11 protein-coding genes are annotated in these 17,398 nt (G+C 37.7%); 5 read left to right on the forward strand and 6 right to left on the reverse strand.

Annotation, left to right across the window (positions count from 1 at the left end; genetic code table 11):
• Position 1: 1 nt before the first annotated feature.
• From SOM16_RS08305 to SOM16_RS08315, 3 genes are read right to left on the reverse strand one after another with little or no spacing between them, the layout of a single operon-like run.
• Positions 2–883 (reverse strand): thiopeptide-type bacteriocin biosynthesis protein, encoded by an 882-nt coding sequence (locus SOM16_RS08305; protein WP_320463532.1) that lies wholly within the window; start codon positions 881–883, stop codon positions 2–4.
• On the reverse strand, positions 876–3,542 hold the full coding sequence (locus SOM16_RS08310; protein ID WP_320463533.1) for a lantibiotic dehydratase: 2,667 nt from the start codon (positions 3,540–3,542) through the stop codon (positions 876–878). Before SOM16_RS08310 ends, SOM16_RS08305 begins: the two co-directional genes overlap by 8 nt.
• A 24-nt stretch (positions 3,543–3,566) precedes the next feature.
• A complete protein-coding gene (locus tag SOM16_RS08315; RefSeq protein ID WP_320463534.1) occupies positions 3,567–5,768 on the reverse strand; it encodes a peptidase domain-containing ABC transporter in 2,202 nt (733 codons plus the stop codon).
• An 84-nt stretch (positions 5,769–5,852) separates the two neighbouring features.
• On the opposite strand from SOM16_RS08315, the gene SOM16_RS08320 reads away from it, so the two are divergent.
• Genes SOM16_RS08320 through SOM16_RS08330 form a run of 3 tightly spaced genes read left to right on the forward strand, consistent with a single transcriptional unit; the run spans position 5,853 to position 10,995 of the window.
• Entirely contained in the window at positions 5,853–7,298 is a 1,446-nt protein-coding gene (locus SOM16_RS08320) for an ABC transporter permease subunit (RefSeq protein ID WP_320463535.1), read from the forward strand.
• Positions 7,285–8,709 (forward strand): ABC transporter permease, encoded by a 1,425-nt coding sequence (locus SOM16_RS08325; RefSeq protein WP_320463536.1) that lies wholly within the window; start codon positions 7,285–7,287, stop codon positions 8,707–8,709. Before SOM16_RS08320 ends, SOM16_RS08325 begins: the two co-directional genes overlap by 14 nt.
• A gap of 33 nt (positions 8,710–8,742) precedes the next feature.
• Entirely contained in the window at positions 8,743–10,995 is a 2,253-nt protein-coding gene (locus SOM16_RS08330) for a TonB-dependent receptor (RefSeq protein ID WP_320463537.1), read from the forward strand.
• Between the two features lie 69 nt (positions 10,996–11,064).
• Here the strand turns inward: SOM16_RS08330 and lysA are convergent, their stop codons facing one another.
• Complete coding sequence (lysA, locus tag SOM16_RS08335) at positions 11,065–12,237, reverse strand: diaminopimelate decarboxylase (RefSeq protein ID WP_320463538.1); 1,173 nt, start codon at positions 12,235–12,237, stop codon at positions 11,065–11,067.
• A gap of 318 nt (positions 12,238–12,555) precedes the next feature.
• Positions 12,556–13,869: an aspartate kinase gene (locus tag SOM16_RS08340; protein WP_320463539.1), complete on the reverse strand. Its 1,314-nt coding sequence runs from the start codon at positions 13,867–13,869 to the stop codon at positions 12,556–12,558.
• A gap of 262 nt (positions 13,870–14,131) precedes the next feature.
• Here SOM16_RS08340 and SOM16_RS08345 point away from each other — a divergent pair, with 262 nt between their 5' ends.
• On the forward strand, positions 14,132–15,868 hold the full coding sequence (locus SOM16_RS08345) for a phospho-sugar mutase (RefSeq protein WP_320463540.1): 1,737 nt from the start codon (positions 14,132–14,134) through the stop codon (positions 15,866–15,868).
• 93 nt (positions 15,869–15,961) lie between these two features.
• Here the strand turns inward: SOM16_RS08345 and SOM16_RS08350 are convergent, their stop codons facing one another.
• Positions 15,962–16,693 carry a hypothetical protein gene (locus SOM16_RS08350; protein ID WP_320463541.1) on the reverse strand — a complete coding sequence of 244 codons (732 nt, stop codon included), beginning with the start codon at positions 16,691–16,693 and terminating at the stop codon, positions 15,962–15,964.
• A 318-nt stretch (positions 16,694–17,011) separates the two neighbouring features.
• On the opposite strand from SOM16_RS08350, the gene SOM16_RS08355 reads away from it, so the two are divergent.
• Positions 17,012–17,296, forward strand: coding sequence for a hypothetical protein (locus tag SOM16_RS08355; protein WP_320463542.1), 285 nt, complete (start codon positions 17,012–17,014; stop codon positions 17,294–17,296).
• The last annotated feature ends 102 nt before the right edge of the window (positions 17,297–17,398 follow it).

A 17,398-nucleotide genomic window follows, 5' to 3' on the forward strand; every position in this document is an offset into this window, starting at 1 on the left:
TTTAAATGTGATGTTTAGTTCGATGAATAAAACAGATACAGGTTTTCACGACATACATCAAATAAGCTTCTTCCTGGTTTACGATGCCGAGGCGATTATTAGTCATATGCATCAGGCTTGATATAATTTCCTGGATTTTAAAATTGTCGAATCCTGCATTTACATACCGATCCATTATTTCTAGATTACTTGTTTTATATATTGCTAAATCATCAGCTATTGCATCTTCATTCAATTCTTTCCAAAAAGACCTGGCCGCCAGACAGATTATTTCTTTTCCGGATGAAAGTGTCTGTTCGAACTGATTGAGCCAGTATTGCTTTTCTTTATCAATGGAAAACCCTGGTCGATATAGTCTTGGTAACCATCCATTTATAAAAAAATCACATGTTTTAATCAGTTTTTCCAGCTTCCATTTGGTACAAAACAGGAGAAGTAAATTCAATCTTATGGCTTGTATGGTAATCTGACTGGCAGTATTTCTAATCAAAAACCATTTTAAGATATAGGTTGACGAAGCGGCAAAATGCTGTTCGGCCCAAAAGATACTTTCCTGGTTACCATAGCGATTTATTTCTGGCTGATACGCCACAATTAAAACCTTTTCAACTTTAAATTGCGTGTATTGAAACTTAAAAAAATCGCGATTTAATGCTTCCACAATTTGCTCATGATACATCGAATTGGCTTTAAACCTTAACCGAGTATGACTTCCTGCCTCCCAATACCGAATAAAAAACCAGGGTGATACAGGAGATAAAAAGCTTTTCCATAGATTTACAAAAGGTGCTATCGATCTTTTCAATAGTTCATCAGCATCGCCGCTATAAAAAATATGCATGCCGAGCCATGTATAAACAGGTTGTTCAATTTTGCTACCCATTATACCACTGGATTAAATATTCCTTTACTCCACCTTTTGCTGGCACCGGAAGTACTTCTTCGATGGTAATATAGTTTCCTGCTCTTGCCAACAAGCGTTTAAACATGATCACAAACACAGGTTTATCAAAAGCAATGTACTGTGGTTTATAATCATCTTGCAGACTTTCTTTTTGTGCTGCCACACCATCAGCAACCTTATTATGATAGCCACGTTTTCTCAAAAACAAAAAAATCTGTCTTGGTATTTTCTGCAATTCAAGCCAGCTGTTTAAGCGAATAAAATACTCGAAATCCGTTTCTGCCGATTGTTGCACGGGTATCATGACCGTTTTTATCCGCCAGGTTTTTCTCCTGATGACTACGGTTTCTTCGTAGATAATTTCGGGTAACTGGTAAATATCAGGTTCTTCATCTTCAAATTTACTTTGACTATGCTGGTCTATCAGCTGGATAAAAGGCTGTAGAGAAATTCGGGCGTCCGGATTGAAGTGCGCCAGTAGTTGATATAAATTCGAGCGGTTATAAAAAGATTCCAAACTTAGGTCGTAGCTGTAAACTCTTTGGTCGTTACGCATAAGTTCAAGAGCATTAGAATCTGCATTCAGGCAAACTGATAAATCGCTTACCTTAATTTGCTGATCAATAGGGTAAATATTGTTTCCTGATGGAAGCGCCAACTCCTGCTTAAGCAAAGCAGGATGAATATTAGCGTTAAAGATTGAGGCATCATTCAGCTCTGCTTTGATGACATCAGGTGATATAGTCTCATTATGCCTTACAAATTCTGTTTGTATTTTTGAATCAAATAAGGATAAGAATCGTCCGCTCACCTTTCCCATCCCTGGTAAAAGTGAATTAATTACACCATAAAGCTGATCTTCGTGCTGATAAAACTGTACAAAAGCACCTATTGAAGACAGTGCGCCAAGATCTGATGGAACCGGCAAATCTGAAAAAAAATCTGCTGTTAAATTAAACGTTCCATTTGAAGTATCCTGCTCTTGCAATTTTAATAATACTGCAGCTTTCCATAACGCTGTGTCGGTTACTGCTTGTTCATTATCCTTTGCGTTTACCTTCTCTGGCTTTTTAACATAGAAATAAAAATCTCTGTAAAAATCAGTCACCTTAACCTTTTCCTGCTTGGGATAGTGCGAAAGGTAAAAATCGCGCATCTTCACTCGTTCATTCCGCATCACATCTAAAGGCAACAGGTTTTCAGCTAGCCGGTTTGTTTTAGATACGAAATTGGCAACTCCGGCCTCAGGAAGCACCTCTATAGTTGTTGTAAAACAATCTTCATAGAAAATGTTGCGTGCTGAAAAGTAATATGGAACAAAGCCATTAGTCAGGAAAGATTGATGATCTCTTTTTTCATCCATATCGATGATTTTCTTTTCCTCAGCACTGCTGTAATAGGGTAGTTTAGCTTCTTTCTGTAATTGAAGGAAAACACCATTTACTGCGTTTTCTGCTTGTTGCAAGATTTGATAACGTTGAGCAGGTTTAGCCCCGGCATAATTATCCCTATGGAGTTGTAATATTCGGAAAAGGTTGATTAGCGGGGAAATCACCACGCTTTTTGGTAATACCGATTCAAAGAAAGTCAGTAGTTTTACATCCCAGTTTTCATCCATTCCTGAAAAGCCAAACCCAAACTCCAGTAAACCAGTGTTTATCAATGTAATGAGGTAAGCTTTGAGGTTTTCCCGGGATATGTGCTCAAGATGATCCAATAAATAGGTAATCAGTATCTCCAAAGTAACAGGCTGATTTGCGCTTTGCAGATAATTAATGATCAATATTGGGATACCATTGGCTATTAGCTGCTGAAAGGATTCAATATTATTAAAATTAGTTAGAAACTGGATTTTACCTTCCTTGATTGCTGTTGTGATATTAATTTTAAGTATTAAATATTCATTGAGTATGGGATGCTGTTTCCATATAGCACACAGGTATTCGAAAAGAATATTGTTTAACTTTAACCTGCTTTGTATTTCATTAATTTTGAATGGCTGATCTCCCTGGTTAGGAGCAGTAATCATAATTCCAGTATAGGTAAAGCTACTAAATGGCGACGTTTTATAAGCCATCCTGCTGAGGTAGCGCAACAGACTGAATTCCATTCGCAGCTCTTTTTGCTTAAAACATTCGGGATCTTTTTTAATAAAATCCGTCAACTGCGTATACAACACCGGGCTCGACAACATTAAACCATTTTGCAATTCGGGTTTTAATGCCATCTGCTGAATTATTTGCCTATATGTTCCAATTTCGCGTGCAAATAGTGGCTCATTTACCTTAAAAAATTTATCCAGCAATGCCTCGTTTAGAGTGTAAGCTTGCAAACTTTCAGAAAATCCTGTTGGCGTTAAGTTTTCAAGTAATGCTAGCTGTTCTACATTTATTCTTTTATTATTAAAAATTTTACGTTTAATATTAATGAGTTGTTGTCTGAGCTGATCGTCGGTTTGTTGACTAATGATGGGAAACAAAGCATCGCATAAAGTATTTTTTAGTTCATCCCTTTCCTGTAAATAGTATCGATGACGCTCAATTAATTTTTTACCCGGTTGAAAGGTAAACTGATCAAATACCTCGCAATTAAGACCTGCGTATCGAACTAATGAATAAGGAAATATTTTGATAGACATAGCGTATTTATAGGTTATGAAACATTATTGGCCCAGTTCGAGTTGGTTCCTGATCAGATGATAATAGTGCCCTTTAATTTGGAGCAGTTCCTGATGGGTACCCACTTCTTTGATCTCCCCTTGCTGAAGCACTACAATCTGGTCTGCATTTTTTACTGTACTAAGCCTATGGGCAACAATCAGCACCGTTTTACCCTGAAAAAAAGTATTAAGGTTATTTACAATGGAAAGTTCGTTCTGTGCATCCAGCGAATTAGTCGCTTCATCCAGAAAAACATAATCAGGATTGCGGTAGATCATTCTGGCGATTAATAGCCGCTGTTTTTGGCCTTCACTTAAACCGTAACCATCTCTTCCTACTACTGTTTCATAGCCAAATGGCATCTTTAGAAAAAAAGCATGCATGTTGGCCATTTTAGCTGCATCATGTAGGCGATTTAAATCTTTAACTTCAGCTCCTGCAAAAATATTATTGGCAATAGTATCCATAAAAACGTATCCGTCCTGCATAACCACTCCACAATGTTTCCGCCATGATCTGGCATTAATGGCTTCAATTTTCTGATCACCAATCTCGATATTTCCCTCAATAGCAGCATAAAATTTAAGCAGCAGCTTGATGAGTGTTGTTTTTCCGCTACCACTGGTACCTACAATAGCAGTTACCTTTCCTGCCGGGATCTTTAGGCTAACATCTTTTAGTACGAGGGGACTATGTTTACTTCCATACCGGAAAGAAACCCGATTTAATACAATAGCTACTGGCCCGTTTACCAATAATTCTTGTGCCACTTCAAAATCTTCTTCTTCCTCCTGTTGTACCTCGTCTATCCGCAACAAACTGAACTTTGCATTTTGAGAAACCCTCGAAAATTCCACCAGCTGATTAACAGGTGCATTCAACTGACCACAGATATAGGTTATTGCCAACATTCCACCTAAGGTTACCTGATCGTGAATTACTAACATTGCTGCTGCGTAAGTAATGAGCACATTCTTTACTTCGTTGATAAAAGCGCCAACACCCTGCATCCGCTGATCGAGTTGCAAAGCTTCCAGTTTAAGATCATAAGATTGATCTTGCAGGCCTTCCCAAAGCTGTTTCTTTTCTTCTTCACTTCCCGTTAATTTGATCTCCTGCATGGCATAAAAAATCTCGAGCAGTAATTGCTGATTAGCGGAAAGCACCTTAAATTTTTTCTGATCGATGATTTTTCTTTTCTGCTGGAAGGAGTTAGACCAGATCAAACTTGCGCCAGCACCCACAATAAATAACATAAAAATCTTCCAGTTGTAGTGAAGTAAAACACCTCCAAGAACTACTAAGGTAATGGCCGATAAGATAAAATTGATGAGTGAATTGGTGAGGAATTCTTCTATGCGTTGATTATCATTTACGCGCTGCATATTATCTCCAGCCTGCCTGTTATCAAAAAATGAAAAAGGCAGTTTCATCAGTTTCGCTAAAAAATCTTTAAGCATCGTGATACTCGTTCTGGCACCGATCCTGAATAGTAACCTTCCCCGTACAAAGTCCATCAGCATCCGGCCAGAGAAAAGCATAAGCTGACCTAAACATATCAGAAGTAACAGATTAGTATCCTTTCCCTGAATGCCTTTATCTACAATCATTTGAGTAAGTAGTGGAATTACAAGTGAGAAACCACTGGCGAGTGCTAAGCTAACTGCAATCGGAAACCAACCTTTACGGTGTAATTTTAAGTAAGGTACCAGGTTCCATAAAGATGTTTTATAATCTGGCTTGCTTTCTATTTCATTAAATGCAGCGGTAGGTTCCAGTAATAATACACGCCCCGTTTGGTCCTCATCGTTTATACTCCAGCCTGCTAAAAATTCTGTAGCATTTAATGTGATTTTGCCATTAAGTGCCGGATCAGCAATATAAAAAGATTCATCATTTACTTCATAAACCACTACATAATGTTCTTTATTCCAGTGTACTATAAAAGGAAGTGGAAGTTTGTTTAGTTTATTATATTCTAGTGCTGCAGCCATGGTTTTGAAACCGATATTTTCTGCAGCATCAATGAGATCAAGCATAGTTGTACCCTGCTTCCCTATTTTACACAACTTCCTTAACTGTTGCATGGAAAAGTTTTTACCGTAATATCCTGCAATCATTTTAAGGCAAACCGGGCCACAATCCATGGCATCTGGCTGCTTATAAAAAGGATACTTTCTCCTGCGGATAAAATCTTTAATCATGCCTGAATTCGAAATAGTAAATGCAATGTAGTTGCAAATATGTAAAATATAATGCAACTTTGATGCATTATTAAAATATCTTTAATGAAAAAAAGGAACTTTTCGATTTGGCAGATGCTGATTAAAAAAGAGCTTCTGGAGGTTTACCGAAACAAAATCATGTTTATATCGGCTATGATGATCTGGATACTTTTTATCGTTGCCACGGGTTGTACATTTTTGGATTATCAATCGGCACACAGCCAAAGAAAAGCGGCCAATATGCTCTTTAGACAACAATGGGAGCATCAACAGCGTAATCCGCATGATGCTGCTCACTTTGGAACCTATCTTTTTAAATCCATCAATCTTTTAAATGTTTTTGATACCGGCTTAGACGATTATTCAGGAAATACATACCGCGTTGAAGCCCATGTGCAACACGAACCTAATGCCGCAAATGCAGAAGAAAATGATGGTTCGATGCGTTTCGGTCGGCTTACAATTGCCTTGATTTTGCAATTGCTAATTCCACTGCTCATACTCTTCATTACAGCAACCAGCATCACTACAGAAAAGGAAAACGGGACGTTAAAAATGCTATTGGCACAAGGTTTAAGTACGTCAAAATTAATAAGGGCGAAGGCCGTTTCGAATTACCTATTCATTGTGGTATTGGTACTCCCAATTTTTTTATTGATGATGTTAATGCTCTTATTCTCTTCTGATTTTAGCAATCTGCTTCCGAGATTACTTTGGTTAATCTTTGCATTTCTATTGTATTTTTTCTTTATCGTATTATTGGGTACCCTGATTTCAGCATATAGTGGTCATTCGGGAAAAGCACTTTTAACTGCTTTGAGTTGCTGGATTTTAATGAGTATTATTTCACCGAAATTGCTAACTGGTATTGCAGACAGACGTTATCCGCCCATGTCTCGCGTTAATTTCACTGATCTGGTTGAACAAGGTTACCGAAAAGGATTGAACGGGCATGATCCGTATGCTGCCCGTGGGGATCGATTTGTAAAAAATATACTTAAGAAGTATCATGCAGATTCTACTAAAGCGTTGCCCTTTAATATAGAGGGCTTAACGTTGCAGTATCATGAAGATTATCGTACCATGGTGTTTAACCACTATCTGGCACAGGTAGAACAGCAGTTTGATCAGCAGCAAAACTTTTTAAAAATCGCCGGAATATTCAATCCGTTTATTTCCATCAGGCGGATTTCGATGGCACTGTCGGGTACCGACTATTACCATCATCAGTATTTTTTCAAACAGGCACAAACCTATCGTAATCACTTAATCAGGAAGCTAAATGTGCAACTGGCCATGCATAGTAAAAATGTAAAGGGAGAATACACCGTTGGCCCTCAGTATTTTGCAAAGCTCAAAGAATTTAAAGATCCGCTTCCGGCGATTAATAAAGTCTTAAAATTTAATAAAAACGCGTTATTTTCTTTAACAGGATGGATTATTCTTCTTATGCTACTGCTCCGTTTTGTGGCTTCACGTTCTTTAGCCCGAAATTATGAACCTGCTTAAAACGGTATTTTTATTCGAATTGCGGATGCTTCGCAGGCAGCGTTTGGTGTTATGCCTGATTGCTTTTTTCTTTTTAACTGGCTTATATAGTATCTATTATGGTCATCATTTTACTAGGCGACAACTCACAGCGATTGATAGTCTGGAACAAACCTATCAAAGTAAATTTAAGGAAATCGCAGCCAGTTTTACAGCAGATACCAACAGCGTTGAAGGTAAGCTTAGTTTTACGCAGGCGGGGATTCCATCGGTAATCGAATACAAAAATCCTTTAAATGCTGTACACAAACCATCAAAGTTAATGTCGCTTGCTGTAGGCCAACGGGATATATTGCCTTATTATGATGTTATTACCAGGAGGAGAAATACAGTGCAGGCGCCAAATGCAGAAATTGCCAATCCGGAAATGCTTGCTTCCGGTAATTTCGATCTTGCTTATGTAATCATTTATCTTCTTCCCTTGCTGGCTATTGCGCTTTCCTATAACACCTGGTCGAAAGAAAAAGAACAACAAACTGATCGGCTATTGGCCGTACAAGGCATGTATTTTGAACGCATCCTCTTTTACAAATTAAGCTTTCGTTGTTTATTGGTTATTTTATTGGCCTGGATACTGAGTATAATCGGAATCATTAGTGATGCTGTATTAAACGCTTTTGATTGGGGTACTTCGGCTTTATGGCTGTTAACTGTGACTGCTTATCTGCTATTTTGGTTCTCGATATGTTTATTCTTAATCAGACTGGGTCAGCGTTCTACCGCGAACGCACTTTATCTCCTGGGATCGTGGTGCTTTTTTCTCCTTGTCTTGCCGGCTATTACAAATGCATTGGTCCGCCAATCTTATCCTATTCCGCTAAAAACAGATGAAGCTGTTGCTTTAAGAGAGAATAGCGAAGCCATTTGGGCAATGCCGAAACAAAAGCTTATTGATATTTTTTACTTTAATAATCCACAATATAAAAACTTAAAAACAGCTGCAGATACCAGTGAAAATAGCACCGTTCGTTTCGTTGCCTACTACGATCTTTTAGGAAGGAAGATGACCAGTGTAACAGAAGGTTACAACCAATATCCTCAAAAGCAAAACACCATTTCTGCCAACTTAAGCTGGATTAACCCCGCCACTAAAACGCAGTACTTGTTAAATTCAATAGCAGAAACTGGATTAGCAGACCACTTATCCTATGAAAATCAAGTGAATCGCTTTCAAAAAACCTGGGTTGATTTTATGACTACATATATCATCCACGATAAAAACCTGAGCTTAACAGACCTGCATCATCTACCAAAATTTGAAATGTTGCCAACGCCTGGTAAAAGTAAAAACATCTTAATTGGAATTTTAGGTCTTCTGATGATATCTGCTTCTATCCTGCTCTTAACCGCAAAAGTCAAATCAACATTATAAACGCAATACCATCAATTTAACAAAATCACAGAAATGAAGAAAAAACTTTACCTCTCCTTGATTATCCTTATTTACGTTACCCAGCTATTTGCCCAGCAGCAGCGTAAAACAAAACCCACTTTAGATTCTAACCGTACACAGCAGTTAAGAGAAATTAGTATTGCCGGAAAGAAAGCTGTTAAGCTGAATAAAGATACTTTGCCTGCGGCATTAAGGATGCAAATTCCATTGCTTCAAATGCCCCAGAACATCATCAGTATATCTTCTGCATTGATACAGCAACAGGGAAGTTTTCAATTAAAAGATATGGCCAGAAATGCCAGCGGAATTTATTTTGGCTATAATAGTTCGCCTTTTGATAATTCTGCCTCCATTAAAATCAGAGGGTTTAATGCCGCTACCACTATCAATGGAATGCCCAGCCGATTGGTGCTTGGCGCAACGCTTGATGACGAAGCCTTAATCGAAAGTCTGGAGTTTATTAAAGGTCCGGCAGGATTTATAAGTGCTGTGGGTGAACCCGGCGGAACATTAAACATTTCGACCAAAGCGCCAAAGGAAAGGTTATTGAATGTGCAACTTACGGGAGGCAATTATAATCTTTTTCGGTCAACAGTAGATATTGGCAGTAAAGCATTGGATAAAGGTTTCTCGTATCGATTCAATGCGGCCTATCAACGTCAGAACGCTTATTTAAACCATATGGAAACGGAGAAATATGTAATTGCTCCGGTGCTTCAGTATAATTTTAATCCAGGCACTTACCTGATTGCTGAATACAATTACATTCGCGGCGAAGTGAAAAATGGTTCATCAATCAATAAGCTTAGGCAAGATAATGATGTGTTGCAGGATCCAATTGGTGTAAATTATAGTGCAGGCATCGGACTTCCGTTAAGTGTGGCACAAACACATACCGGAAGGTTTGTAGCCGTTCACAAGTTCAATTCAAACTGGCAGTTAACCTCACAATCCAATTATGTTAAAGCACCTTCCACCCAATGGTATATGGTTTCCGCTAATAATAGAACTTCTATCAGTTTTGATAGTACAAATAAAACAAGGCGCACATCCAGTAATTCTAACCTATTGGGAGAAACCTATAACACCAATCTTTTTTTAAATGGTAGGTTTAATACCGGACAATTTAAGCACACACTCTTAATCGGCGGCGATTACACGACAGGTAAAGATTCATTATCAACTTATTACGGAAGTAATTCATTTGCTTTCGACCGCAACAATCCGAATTATGAGGTAGACCCGAATTCGGTTGCGGTAACAAAAAGATCAATCAGACAGGAAAATAAAATTCATTATTCAGCGGCATATGTTTATGATAACATTTCCTTCAATAAATTCCTGTTGACCTTTGGTGCGCGGTATACGGAGTACAGAAACCGGAACATTTTAACCACCACAAGGGGACCGCGGGAACCAGATTATTACAAACAACATGCGTTTTCACCTCGTTTAGCTTTAACTTTCACACCAGATTCTACCTCCTCCATTTATTTTTTATATGACCAATCTTTTGTTCCACAAACCGGGCAGGTAGTAACTTCAACTACTGATGGTTCAGCCGCAGGACAGCGAACCGTTACCGGAACAAAAGCTATTGAACCTCAGTTTGGAAATAGTTTCGATCTTGGAATTAAAAAGAAATGGTTTAACGGGAAATTATTAACTACCATTAACGGTTTCCATTCTGCCAAGCAAAATGTATCTGCAAGAGATTTTAGAAGTTATACCGCTTCGGCAGGTACAGTTGCCTATTACCTGCAATTGGGTGAAGTGGTAAGCAATGGAATTGAAGTTGATGTGATTGGAAATATTACCGACCGACTATCCTTAGTGGCGAATTACACTTATGTGGATGCAAAAATCACTAAGGACAATAATCTCGATCCAACGCCAGATAACCCTTCTATTGTTGGGCAAAAAATGCCTGATGTGCCCCAGCAAATATTTAATACCTGGATTCAATACAGCATCCCATTAAAAGGATACAATAAAATTTCGCTAAGTGCCGGACAGACTAGTATTTCGAAACTTTCAGCGATTAGCCAGCGGGATGTTTTCTTGCCGAATTACACCAAATTTGATGCTGGGCTGAGTTTTACTAATCCAAGGTATTGGGTGAGGGTAATTGCAGATAACTTAGCGAATAAACGTTATATGGCTTCCGGCGATATCACGACAGATTTTCCATATACCGGAAATAACTATTTCTTTGTGGAAGGAGAACCCTTCAACATCAGGTTCTCTGTTGGGATCAGGTTCTAGATGCTGATCAACCAAATAAAAAGATCGCCGATACGCTTGCCATTTTGCGCTATGTATCGGCGATTAATATTAAATTTCGTTACTATAAACAGATGTTATCGCATCTCTTAGATTGTATTTGGAAGCCATAACTTCTCCATAGGCACCTGCGCTGCGGATGGCGAAAATATCACCCCTAAAAGATTCGGGTTGTTCTACCTCTTTACCAAAGCAATCCGTGCTTTCGCAGATTGGTCCAACGATATCGTATTTAACAACTTCGGATTCCTGGCCTGAACCTTCCGCCTTGCGACTTAAATTCTCAATTTTATGATAGGCTTGATATAGTGCTGGTCGCATCAATTCGGTCATGCCTGCATCTAAAACAACGAAGTTTTTCTTTTTTCCGTTTTTAATGTATAACACTTTTGTAATTAACGATGCCGATTGACCAACAAGCGCTCTCCCTAATTCGAAGTGTACTTCCTGCCCCGGTTTTACTTCCAGAAAATCATCAAATATTTTGAAATAAGATTCGAAGTCAGGTATTTGATGATCAGGATGATAGTAATCGATACCTAAACCTCCACCTACGTTTAATACTTTCAATATAAAGCCTTTATCTTCAAACCAGGTAGCAAACTCATTTACCCGAACGCAAAGATTTTTATATACATCCAGGTTGGTAATCTGAGAACCGATATGGAAGTGAATGCCAATAAATTTCAGGTTCGCAGATGCTTTCAAAGTTTCGGCGCACTCTGGCAAATCCCAGGAATTTATTCCAAATTTATTTTCGTCTAAACCAGTGGTGATGTTGTGGTGCGTATGTGCATCAACATTCGGGTTAATGCGGACAGCCACTTGTGCTACTTTTCCTTTTGCAGCAGCCAGTTCATTTAGCACTTCCAATTCCTGAATCGATTCTACATTGAAACAGAAGATATCCAGGTCCAATGCTTCATTAATTTCTTTATCAGATTTACCTACTCCTGCAAAAACGATTTTCTGGTGATCGAAACCTACTTCTACTGCTCTCCTCACTTCTCCAGCACTAACACAATCTGCGCCGAAACCTATTCCTTTAATCTCCTCCAGCAGAACAGTGTTGAAATTTGCTTTCAAGGCATAGTGAATGTGAAATTGATACGGTGCTGCTGCTGCTGCACAGGTGCGAAGCGTTTTTTGCAGCAAATCGGTATCATAATAGTAGAAAGGGGTTTCTATATTATTAAACTTTGATATATCTTTATCGGCGAACATGTTCAAATTCCTTATTATAATTTTAATTTTATTCTTTGGGCTGGTGTACTTCGGTAATTACCTCGATTTAAAGAATGGAAGAATTACCCAAAAGCAATACAATGGAAAGATCCGGTTTTCACTCGTTTTGCTCCTCATTGTATTGTTTCTCTTATTTATCAAAAAATGAAGATTATAGCCGCTATATTTATTGTGTTAATTATCTCTTTAGGCTTATTTAATTCCTATAAGAAATATAAAAATGAGCTTCTTCCAAAAGGCTTTTTAGCACTCCATTGCTTACTTGGCCTTTTTGTCATTTTCGGTGCGCTTTATCTTTTATTCGAATAAGCGGTTGTGCAAACTTCTTAAGGCCTCTGTTTTATATTCGCTCAGAATCAGTAAAGAGACATTATAATTGCTTCCTCCATAAGAAATCATCCGGATTGGAATGTGTTTTAGACCTTCTAAAACCCTGCTGGCGAAACCATGTTTTTCTGAACCAAAATCGCCCACCACGCAAACAATACTGTGGTTGGTGTCCACTTCAACTGTTCCGAAACTTTCCAACTCTTCGATAATTTTGGGAAGATTTCCAATTTCATCAATGGTTAGCGAAACTGCTACCTCAGAAGTGGTAATCATATCGATTGGCGTTTTATAGCGCTCAAACACTTCAAAAACACGACGAAGAAAACCATAAGCCAGCAACATCCGGCTCGATTGAATGCGAATAGCAGTAATTCCATCTTTCGCAGCGATGGATTTAATTTTTCCCTTTTCACTGTTGTGGGTAATCAACGTCCCGGCAGCAGATGGCTCCATGGTGTTTAATAAACGAACAGGAATTTTATATTTCTGCGCAGGAAAAACAGATTGCGGGTGCAAAATTTTCGCTCCAAAATAAGCCAACTCCGCTGCTTCATCAAAAGATAATTGTGCAATTGGTTTGGTTCCTTTTACCACCCGGGGATCATTATTATGCATCCCATCAATGTCCGTCCAGATTTGAACTTCTTCTGCTAAAATTGCAGCGCCAAGCAAAGAAGCGGTATAATCACTTCCACCACGGCGTAAGTTATCTACTTCACCGAAGCTATTGCGGCAAATAAATCCTTGCGTGATGAATAATTTATTTCCTTTATGTTGTTCTAAAAGCGGCGTTAAATGTTTTGTGGTAAATGGAATATCAGGCTCGTTATCTTCATCGGTTTTCATAAAATCCAATGCAGGTAACAATACAGATTCAATACCTATTGATTTTAAATAGATATGATATAAAGTGGTGGATAGTAATTCGCCCTGCGCTAACACTACTTTTTCCTCTATGGAGGTAAAAATATCATTCGTTAAAACGGCTAAAAAGCTGAAATGATAATCAATTACTTCGTTGCCCATTTCCTGAAAATCAGCAGCAGGCAAAAGTTCAATTACGAAATCCTTATACTTCTGATATAAATTTTCTACGGCGGTACTTCCGTTCTTCTTATCTCCGGCTAAAAAATAATTAGAAATTTCTACTAAACTATTTGTAGTTCCAGAAACAGCTGATAACACTACAATCTGTTCTTCATTTGGATTTATGATATCCAATAACTTCGTCATACGCTCGGGACTACCAACAGATGTACCCCCAAATTTTAATATTTTCATCTACTTAATTATTATTTTATCTGTGATAAAAACTGCCAAAACTTTACATAATTCACTTCAGATTGTGAAAAAGTTCAGATGGCCTTATTTTAATACCGGAATTTCTTTATTATTGTATCGGGGCGTGAAAATAAGCAAAACAAGCTTAAAAGCAACATTCCCAACAAAATAAAATTTGGATAAATCGAAATAAATGAATTTCGACCAAACTTCAACCTTGAAATTTTGTTCAACACCAGATATTTAATTAAAAAAAAGCTCAATGCAAGCAATTGACCAATCTACACAAGCCACCATTAACCAATGGTTAGGCGGTAATTACGACGAGAATACGAAGGCAGAAATTCAGGCCTTAGTTGATCAAAATGCAACTACGGATCTAATCGATTCATTTTATAAAAGTTTAGAATTCGGAACTGGTGGTTTACGTGGTATCATGGGTGCGGGTTCGAACCGGATCAATAAATACACTATTGGAACAGCCACTCAAGGTTTAGCAAACTATCTAAACAATAAATATCCGGGCGAAAAAATCAGCGTTGCAATTGCACATGATAGCCGTAATAACTCTGATTACTTTGCTAAAATTACTGCAGATGTTTTCTCTGCCAATGGCATTTATGTTTACTTTTTTGAAGAGTTAAGGCCAACGCCAGAACTTTCTTTCGCCGTGCGTCATTTCGGTTGCAAAAGTGGTGTCATGTTAACCGCATCGCACAATCCAAAAGAATACAATGGTTACAAAGCCTACGGTGCAGATGGTGGACAGTTTACCTCGCCTGATGATAAGCTGGTTATTGATGAAGTAAACAAAATCAGCAGCATTGATGAAGTGAAGTTTGATCGTGTAGAAGCGAACATCGAATTAATTGGCGAAGCAGTAGATAAATTGTACTTAGACGGCATTACGGCACTTTCCATTTCACCTGAAGCCATTAAAAGACAACACGATTTAAAAATTGTTTACTCTCCTATCCACGGAACGGGAATTACACTAGTACCAAAAGCTTTGGAGCAATTTGGTTTTACCAACGTCACACTTGTAGAAGAGCAGAGCAAACCTGATGGCAATTTCCCAACTGTTGTTTATCCAAATCCCGAAGAAAAAGATGCGCTGACATTAGCCATGAATAAGGCAAAAGAGATTGATGCAGACTTAGTGTTGGCAACCGACCCGGATGCAGATCGCGTGGGGATTGCGGTTAAAGATAATAATGGAGAATGGGTGTTATTAAATGGTAATCAAACCGGAAGCTTGCTAATTAATTATCTGTTAACAGCATGGCAGGAAGCTGGTAAATTAGACGGCAACCAGTTCATCGTGAAAACAATTGTAACCTCAAACCTGATTGAAGAAATTGCAAAGAAGAAAGACGTTACTTATTATAATACCCTAACAGGATTTAAATACATCGGTCAGGTAATGACTGAACTGGAAGGAAAAAAATATTTTATTGGTGGTGGTGAAGAAAGCTACGGTTATTTAATTGGCGATTTAGTTCGTGATAAGGATGCTGTTGTTTCTGCTGCTTTCATTTCTGAAATGACTGCGTATTACAAAGATAAGGGTGCCAGCTTATATAATGCCTTGCTTGATATGTATGTAGAATATGGTTTATACAAGGAAGACCTGGTATCACTAACCAAAAAAGGAAAAACTGGTGCAGAAGAAATCAAAGCCATGATGGTGAAATTCAGAGAAAATCCACCTGCTTCATTAGGAGGCTCTAAAGTTTCCATATTGAAGGACTATGAATTGAGTCAGGAAACTGATTTAGCAACAGGAAAAGTTACAAAACTAGATTACCCTACTTCTGATGTGTTGCAATTTATAACAGAAGATGGAAGTATTGTTTCTGCCCGCCCGAGTGGTACAGAACCAAAAATTAAGTTCTATTGCAGTGTAAATGCGCCATTAGCTGATCGTGCTGATTTCGCAAAAGTAAATGAAGAATTGGGTGAGAAAATCAAAGCGGTAATGGCTGATTTACAGGCATAACGCGGCCGAAGATTTACAGATTACAATAATCCAGATGCATAAAATTGTATCTGGATTATTTTTGTTTAAAGATCTGCGAATTTGTGGGCTAACCTATTTTATTAAATTAGAAATGTTTTGTTTCGACACATAAATTATAGCCGGTTCTGCCTTTTCATTATCTGAATACTTACCCGAATTTTTATCATAAATAGCACTTGTAGCCGAAACATATAGTCTTCCTTTTTTATCAAGATACAGATTGGTGATCTGATTATTAAATGGTAATGAAAGTGTTCTGGTATTGCCATTTTCAATTATTTCAACTGTACTTTTTAAAACACTATTGTGATTGGGATTCCCATTTATAGGTTCTAAATTTTCTTTTAATTTGATCGTTATTTGGTTATTTGGATAAACAGTAGCATATTCTTTTGATCTATTTATCGACTTCGCTCCTTCATAAAATGATTTCCAGCTTAAACCGTTATCTAAACTTAAATATTGTGAAAATGATGTCAACAACTGTCCGGACTGACTATTTAAAGATTTAGAACTTAAAGTAAATATGCTATCGCCTTTCACTAAAAGACCATAAAAAGGTTGATGAGTGGTTTTTACATTTACCCATGTTTTTCCTTTATCATACGTTTGACGAATATCGTATAAGGTTGAGACGGTAAGTGTATCATCTAAATTCCCGTAAACAGCATGGGCTTCTTTTCCATTTGCAATTTCGAGCCTGATCCAATCCGGATCACTAAAGGCTGGAGGTACATCTGGAACTTCTTTTTTGGCGCATGATGACAATACCATCATCAACGCGATAGTTTTAAATAATTTCATAGGTTTCATTTTTGTGTATGGCAAGATAGAAAAAATTACTTTATCTAAAACTCATGTAAAGTCTGCTGCAAAAATTCAAAAATATATTAGAGTCAATAAATCTTCAAGACTTTAAATCTCTGAAAAACATCACCTTATATCAATTTAAGTTCTACTTCAAAATTTAAATCAGCCAATGTTTATTTTCCTTTGCTGTAACCAATTTCTTTAATACTTTTGCAGCGCAATACCATGCTCAAAAAAATCTTAATATATCTTGTCATTATATGCACCGTTAGCAACGGTTTCATGCAATTGGTGATTTATTCAGGTTACCAGATGAACAAGGAATACATTACTTCTGTATTTTGTATTAATAAGGCACACCCCGAACTTCATTGCGATGGACAATGTTTCCTGGCTAAAAAATTGAAAGATTTAGATGGCAAAAATAAACAAACTCAGGAAACACTAAAAAGAATTGTAGAGGCTGATCCTGAATTTCAGGTGCTAACGCTGAATCACCATCTTCCCTACTTTATCATTAAATCTGAAAGCCTTTACCTGGAAAAGCCTGTTAAAGACCTTTCTATTTCAATTTTTCATCCTCCGAAAACGGTTTAAGTAAATCTTTTATTTTACGATCGTCAACCTGATCCGATAGCTATCGGATTTGTTTTATTGTCTTATTTCTTTTCAAGATACGGATTCAATTTCAGCAAGACG

Origin of the sequence: Pedobacter sp. CFBP9032 (assembly GCF_034045265.1) — a bacterium.
GTDB lineage: Bacteria > Bacteroidota > Bacteroidia > Sphingobacteriales > Sphingobacteriaceae > Pedobacter.

Bases quoted from the DNA above. Each gene is read 5' to 3' on its own strand.
- SOM16_RS08305 (WP_320463532.1), bottom strand. From the start codon at position 883: ATGGGTAGCAAAATTGAACAACCTGTTTATACATGGCTCGGCATGCAT.
- SOM16_RS08310 (WP_320463533.1), bottom strand. From the start codon at position 3,542: ATGTCTATCAAAATATTTCCTTATTCATTAGTTCGATACGCAGGTCTT.
- SOM16_RS08315 (WP_320463534.1), bottom strand. From the start codon at position 5,768: ATGATTAAAGATTTTATCCGCAGGAGAAAGTATCCTTTTTATAAGCAG.
- SOM16_RS08320 (WP_320463535.1), top strand. From the start codon at position 5,853: ATGAAAAAAAGGAACTTTTCGATTTGGCAGATGCTGATTAAAAAAGAG.
- SOM16_RS08325 (WP_320463536.1), top strand. From the start codon at position 7,285: ATGAACCTGCTTAAAACGGTATTTTTATTCGAATTGCGGATGCTTCGC.
- SOM16_RS08330 (WP_320463537.1), top strand. From the start codon at position 8,743: ATGAAGAAAAAACTTTACCTCTCCTTGATTATCCTTATTTACGTTACC.
- lysA (WP_320463538.1), bottom strand. From the start codon at position 12,237: ATGTTCGCCGATAAAGATATATCAAAGTTTAATAATATAGAAACCCCT.
- SOM16_RS08340 (WP_320463539.1), bottom strand. From the start codon at position 13,869: ATGAAAATATTAAAATTTGGGGGTACATCTGTTGGTAGTCCCGAGCGT.
- SOM16_RS08345 (WP_320463540.1), top strand. From the start codon at position 14,132: ATGCAAGCAATTGACCAATCTACACAAGCCACCATTAACCAATGGTTA.
- SOM16_RS08350 (WP_320463541.1), bottom strand. From the start codon at position 16,693: ATGAAATTATTTAAAACTATCGCGTTGATGATGGTATTGTCATCATGC.
- SOM16_RS08355 (WP_320463542.1), top strand. From the start codon at position 17,012: ATGAACAAGGAATACATTACTTCTGTATTTTGTATTAATAAGGCACAC.